The 6,668-nt window shown below is 71.7% G+C and carries 2 protein-coding genes and 1 pseudogene; all 3 read left to right on the forward strand.

Going from position 1 to position 6,668, the window contains the following annotated elements:
* Window position 1 precedes the first annotated feature (1 nt).
* Window positions 2-3,926, forward strand: a pseudogene (locus tag D7X30_RS43885) (type I polyketide synthase); the annotation flags it as partial.
* A gap of 360 nt (window positions 3,927-4,286) precedes the next feature.
* Window positions 4,287-4,511 carry a phosphopantetheine-binding protein gene (locus tag D7X30_RS43890; RefSeq protein WP_370051939.1) on the forward strand — a complete coding sequence of 75 codons (225 nt, stop codon included), beginning with the start codon at window positions 4,287-4,289 and terminating at the stop codon, window positions 4,509-4,511.
* Window positions 4,508-6,668: condensation domain-containing protein (locus tag D7X30_RS34230; protein ID WP_147443388.1), on the forward strand; the 2,161-nt coding region annotated here is incomplete at its 3' end. The genes D7X30_RS43890 and D7X30_RS34230, both read left to right, overlap by 4 nt.

Below are 6,668 nucleotides of genomic sequence, written 5' to 3' on the forward strand. Positions count from 1 at the left end.
CATGAGCGGCCGCTTCCCGGGAGCGCCGAGCGTGGAAGCGCTCTGGCACAACGTGCGGGACGGCGTGGAGTCCTTCGTCGCGCTGGACGACCGCGACCTGGAGACCGCTGGCGTGGATCCGGCGCTCTCCTCCAGGCCCGGCTATGTCCGCGCGGCCTATCCGCTGGAGGGCGTGGACAGGTTCGACGCGGCCTTCTTCGGACTGAGCCCGCGCGCGGCGGAGATCCTCGACCCGCAGCACCGGCTCTTCCTCGAGTGCGCCTGGGAAGCGCTGGAGCACGCGGGCTACGACGCCGAGTCCTGGCCCAAGGCCGTGGCGCTGTTCGCCGGCACGGGCGCGCCCGCGTATCTCTACTCGCAGTTGATCCCCCAGCGGGAGCTGCTCGGGACGGTCGGCACGTACCAGGTGGGCATCAGCAACGAGAAGGACTTCCTGCCCACGCGCGTGGCGCACAAGCTGGGGTTGCGCGGGCCGTGTATCGCGGTGCAGACCGCGTGCTCGTCGTCGCTCGTGGCCGTCCACCTGGCCTGCCAGTCCCTGCTGTCCGGCGAGTCCAGCCTGGCGCTCGCGGGCGGCGTGTCCCTGTCGCTTCCTCAGCGCGCCGGCTATCTGGCCCAGGAAGGGGACATCCTGTCGCCGGACGGCCACTGCCGCGCCTTCGACGCCCGGGCCCAGGGCACCGTGCGCGGCTCGGGCGCGGGCATCGTCGTGCTCAAGCGGCTGACGGATGCGCTGGCCCAGGGCGACACCATCCACGCCGTCATCCGGGGCTCCGCGGTCAACAACGACGGCGCGGGCCGCGCGGGCTACACGGCGCCGGGCGCGGAGGGCCAGGCCGCTGTCATCTCCGAGGCGCTCGGCGTGGCCGGAGTGAAGCCCGGCGACATCCAGTACATCGAGGCCCACGGGACGGCGACGCCGCTGGGGGACCCCATCGAGGTCTCCGCCCTCAACCAGGCCTTCCGCTCGCGGGCGAACGCGCCGGGCACCATCGCGCTGGGCTCGCTGAAGACGAACATCGGCCACCTGGACACGGCCGCGGGCGTCGCCGGGTTGATCAAGGTCGTGATGGCGCTGCGCCACCAGCAGCTTCCCCCCAGCCTGCACTTCGAACGTCCCAACCCCGCCATCGACTTCGCGGCAGGTCCGTTCTTCGTCAACAACACGCTGCGCCCCTGGGAGTCGCGCGGCGCACCGAGGCGCGCGGGCGTCAGCTCCTTCGGCATCGGCGGCACCAACGCGCACGTCATCCTGGAGGAGGCGCCCTCCATCGAAACTGCGCCCAGCACGCGCGCTTCGCACCTGCTGCTGCTGTCGGCGCGCAGCGAAGCTGCACTGGACGCGGCGACCGAGCAGCTCGCGTCCCATCTGAGCCAGCACCCGGACCTGGAGCTGGCGGACGTGGCGTACACGCTGATGCTGGGCCGCCGCCGCTTCGAACATCGCCGCGCCATCGTCTGCCGCGACGGAGAGGACGCGCGTCAGGTCCTCACGTCACGGGACGAGTCGCGGCTGCTCACCCAGCACGAGACCGCCGTGGAGCGGCAGACGGCCTTCCTGTTCCCGGGGCAGGGCGCCCAGTTCGCGGGCATGGCGCGCGGGCTCCACGAACAGCTCCCGGTGTTCCGCAAGCACTTGGACGCGTGCTGCGACCTGCTCTTGCCGACGCTCAAGCTGGACCTGCGCCAGCTCCTGCTGGCCCGGGACGGGGACGTGGAGGCGGACCGCCAGCTGCGCCGCACGGCGCTCACCCAGCCCGCGCTGTTCGTCGTGTCCTATGCGCTGGCCCGCACCTGGATGGCCTGGGGCGTGAAGCCTCGGGCGATGCTGGGACACAGCGTGGGCGAATACGTCGCGGCCTGCCTCGCGGGTGTACTGAAGTTGGAGGACGCGCTGTCGCTCATCGCCGCGCGGGGCGCGCTCATCGAGCAGCTTCCCCCCCGGGGCCATGCTCTCCGTGTCACTCCCGGAGGCGGAGGTCCAGGAGCTGCTGGGGCCGGACCTGTCGCTTGCGGCCGTCAACGCGCCGTCGCTGTGCGTGGTCTCGGGGCCGATGGAGTCCGTGGATCGCCTGGCCGCGCGCCTGGAGCAGCGCGGGGTCGCGTGCCGGCGGCTGCACACCTCGCACGCCTTCCACTCGTCGATGATGGAGCCCATCCTCGGCGCCTTCGCCGAGCGCCTCCGCGCGGTGCGCTGGTCCGAGCCCACGCTCCCGTGGGTCTCCAACGTCACCGGCACGTGGATCACCTCCGAGCAGGCGCGCAGCCCGGACTACTGGGTGGAACACCTGCGCCGTCCGGTGCGCTTCGCGGAGGGCGTGCGGACGCTGCTCGAAGAGCCGTCGCGCGTGCTGCTGGAGGTGGGGCCGGGCAACACGCTGGCGACCCTGGCGCGGCGGGCCTCTCCGCCGCCTTCGGTGGTGATCGCGTCCATGCGTCACGCCCAGGAGGCACGCACGGATCTGGAGTCCCTGCTGGGCGCCGCGGGACGGCTGTGGCTGTCCGGCGTGCGGTTGGACGGGACGAAGCTGTACGCCCCTGAAGCCCGGCGGCGCGTGCCCCTGCCCACCTATCCCTTCGAGCGACAGCGCTACTGGGTGGAGGCCGGGCCCGCGAAGGACACGCACGATGCGCGGGGCCGCGTGACCAAGCGGCCGGAGTCCGCGGGCTGGTTTTACTCACTGGCCTGGAAGCAGGCGCGGCGCCCGGAGGCCTCGCGCGTGAAGGGCGGCTGGCTGCTCTTCGTGGACGGGCCGGGGACGGCGGTCGCGGAGCGGCTGCGGCGGAGCGGTGCCTCCGTGGTGGAGGTGGTGCCCGGGAGCGACTTCCTGCCGCTGGGACCCGGACGCTTCGCGTTGGATGGCACGCGGCCGGAGCACCACACCTGGCTGCTGGAGGCGCTGGGAGATGCGCGGCCGGAACGGGTGGCCTTCCTGGATGGATGGGCGCTCGCGGACCATGCCTCCGGGAGCGCGGCGCGCGTGGAGGCGGCGATTGCCCGGGGCTTCTATCCGCCGCTGTACCTGGCGCGCGCGATGGAGGCCCGTTGGCCCGGTGCGGTCACGGTGCTGACGGTCGTGACCGCCGGTGCCCACGACGTCACCGGAGAGGAGTCGCTGGAACCGGCGCAGTCCCTGGCGCTGGGACCGTGCCGCGTCCTGCCCCAGGAGCTGGGGCCCGGCTGGCGTTGCCGCGCGGTGGACGTCACCGTGCCGCCGAAGGACGGCGGAGCCGGCGCGCGCCCGTGGCTGGACGCGCTGGTGGCGGAGCTGGAATCGGATCCGCGCGACGCGGTGGTGGCGCTGCGAGGCCGTCACCGCTGGGTGGAGGACTTCGCGCCCGTGTCCCTGCCGGACGTGTCCACTCGCGGGCTGCTGCGCGAGGGCGGCGTCTATCTCATCACCGGAGGGCTGGGCCGCATGGGTCTGGCGCTCGCGTCGCGGCTGGCGACGGAGGCTCGGGCGCGGTTGGTGCTGGTAGGCCGCACCGGACTGCCGGCGCGCGAGGCCTGGGCCGCGTGGCAGACGGAGCACGGCCCCGAGGACGCCACGTCACGCAAGCTGCGCGCGCTGGAGGACCTGGAGCGGCAGGGTGCGGAAGTGCTGGTCGTGTCGGCGGACGTGACCCGCGATGAGGACTGTCAGCGCATGGTGGCCCTGGCCCACGAGCGCTTCGGCGCCCTGCACGGCGTCATCCACGCCGCGGGCGTGGTGGGAGCGCCGGCGAACGTGCTCGTCTCGGAGGTGGTGCCGTCGCGCTGCGGCCTGTTGTTCGAGGCCAAGGTCCACGGCCTCCTCGCGTTGACGCGCGCGCTGAAGGCAGAGCCGTTGGACTTCGTGATGCTCCAGTCGTCGCTGGCCACGGTGCTGGGCGGTCTGGGCTTCGCGGCCTATGCATCCGCCAACCACTTCCTGGATGCCTTCGCCGCGGAGCAGTCGCGCCAGGGCGACACGCCGTGGCTGTCCGTCGACTGGGACGGCTGGACCGAGGAGGCCGGGCGGCTGGGCCTCACGCTGGAGGAAGGCGCGCGCGCGTTCCAGCGCATCCTGGGTCTGGGCGAAGGGGGCCGCATCCTGGTCTCCACGGGAGAGCTGTCTGCGCGCAGGGTACGGGGGACCGTGCCCTCGGAGTCCGCGTCGGCGGTGGAAGGAACCGGCGGAGTGCCGCGGGCCCGTCCCGCGTCGGCGCATGCGCGGCCCGCGTTGGGGACGCCGTACGTGGCGCCGGAGGATGCCATCCAGGAGCAGATCGCGGAGCTGTGGCAGGAACTGCTGGGCGTGGACCGGGTGGGCATCCACGACAACTTCTTCGAGCTGGGCGGCCATTCGTTGCTGGGCATGCAGGTGGTGTCGCGGCTGCGGGAGCTGTTCGCCGTGGAGGTGTCCATCCGGGGCCTGTTTGAAACGCCCACGGTGCTGGGAGTGGTGAACGCGGTCCTCGAGGCCCAGGCGTCCCCGGTGGACGCGGGCCGGCTCGAAGCGCTGCTGGCGGAGATGGAGAAGTCGTCATGAGCGGGTTGGTCCAGCGGTTCGGCAATCTCTCCCCGGAGAAGCGCGAGGAGCTGATGCGCCGGCTCAAGCAGGAAGCGGCAGGGGCGCCCGCGCCCGACGCCATCCCCCTGCGCGACAAGTCCACGCCACCGCCGCTGTCGTTCGCGCAGCAGCGGCTGTGGTTCATCGATCAGCTCCAGCCGGGGCTCGCGCTGTACAACCTGCCCATCGTCCTGCGCGCGACCGGGCCCCTGAACATGGAGGCCTTCCAGCGTGCCCTCCAGGCGCTGGTCGACCGCCACGAAGTGTTGCGCACGACGTTCACGCAGGAGCGCGGACAGCCCGTGCAGCGCATCGCCCCGGCGCTGGAGCTGCCAGTGTCCTCGGTGGACCTGCGGGCCCTTTCCGGCGAGCAGCGGGACGCGGAATCGCTGCGATTGGCGAAGGCGGAGATGCTGCGCCCGTTCGACCTGGAGCGCGGTCCGCTCCTGCGCGCGACGTGGGTCCAGCTGGATGAGCATGACCATGTGCTGGTGCTGGTGATGCACCACATCGTCTTCGACATCTGGTCCATGGGCGTGCTGGTGCGTGAAGTGCTGGCGCTCTACGACGCCTTCAGCCACGGGCGACCGGCCGCGCTCCCGCCGGCGAAGATCCAGTACGCCGATTGGGCGGTCTGGCAGCGGGGCAGCGCGCAGCAGGCGGTGCTGGAGAAGCAGCTCGCGTACTGGCGGGAGCGGCTCGGCGGTCTGGAGATGCTGGAGCTTCCGACCGACCATCCACGGACGGGGTCCGGCGTGCGGGGCGGTGCGCTCCCATTCCGGATGCAGCAGGGACCGTGGGAGGCGCTGAAGGCCCTGGCCCGCAAGGAGGGGCTGACGCCGTTCATGGTGCTGCTGGCGGCGCTGGAGGTCGTGCTCGCGCACGAGTCCGGACAGCATGACGTGGCGGTGGGAACGCCCGTTGCGGGGCGCAACCGCCGTGAGGTGGAGGGGCTGATCGGCTTCTTCGTCAACACGGTGGTGATGCGGACGGACCTGTCGGGCGACCCGACGTTGCGGGAGCTGCTCGGGCGCGTCCGCAAGACGTGCGTGGAGGCCTACGCACAGCAGGACATCCCGTTGGAGCAGATCGTCGCGGCGCTCCAGCCGGGGCGCGAGGCCGGGCAGACGCCGTTCTACCGGGTGTCGTTCAACTTCCAGAACGCGCCGCTGTCGGAGATCAACATCCCCGGGCTCGTGCTGCGCCCGATCGTGATGGAGAGCGGGCTCGCGAAGCTCGACCTGAGCCTTCAGCTCACGGAGGGAGCGGAAGGGCTGACGGGACTGTGGGAGTACAGCACGGACCTGTACGAGGAGCGGACGGTCCGGCGATGGATGGACGGTTTCGAGCGCGTGGTGCGAGCGCTGGTGGAGAAGCCGGAGCAGCGGGTGGGGGACGTGGAGTGGATGGGCGTGGAGGAGCGGCGGCGGGTGGTGGAGGAGTGGAACCGGACGGGGAAGACGTACGGCGCGAAGGGTGAGTGCGGGCACGAAGTCTTCGAGGCGGTGGCGGACGCGCGGCCGGAAGCGGAGGCGGTGCGGACGGAAGCAAGAGGGGTGAGCTACGGGGAGGTGGAGGAGAGGGCGAACCAACTGGCGCATCACCTGAGAGGGCTGGGAGTAGGCCCGGAGGTGAGGGTGGGGCTGTTGGTGGAGCGCAGTGTGGAGTGGGTGGTGGGGATGGTGGCGGTGCTGAAGGCGGGAGGCGCCTTCGTGCCGGTGGATGTGACGCTGCCCGCGCTGCGAGTGGGTGAGTTGCTGGAGGAGTCCGGTGTTGCGCTGGTGCTGACGAACTCGGCGCTCGCGGATGAGATGCCCACCGGCAATGCCGTGCTGGTCCTGCTGGACGAGGACAGTGCACGAGTCGCTCGTCAGCCGAAGACGCGACCCACGAAGAAGGTGGTGCCGGAGTCGCTGGCGTACGTGCTCTTCACGTCGGGAAGCACGGGCAAGCCGAAGGGCGTGATGGTGCGCCACGGCGGCCTTGCGAACATGGCGCACGCAGTGGCCGAAGCGCACGGCGTGAAGCCAGAGGACCGGGTGCTGCAGTTCGCCTCGCCGGGCTTCGACGCGTCGGTGGCCGAAGTCTTCTCGACGCTGGCTGCGGGTGCGTCCCTCTGCCTTGCACCGCGAGAAG

This window comes from Corallococcus sp. AB011P (assembly GCF_003611605.1).
GTDB lineage: Bacteria > Myxococcota > Myxococcia > Myxococcales > Myxococcaceae > Corallococcus > Corallococcus coralloides.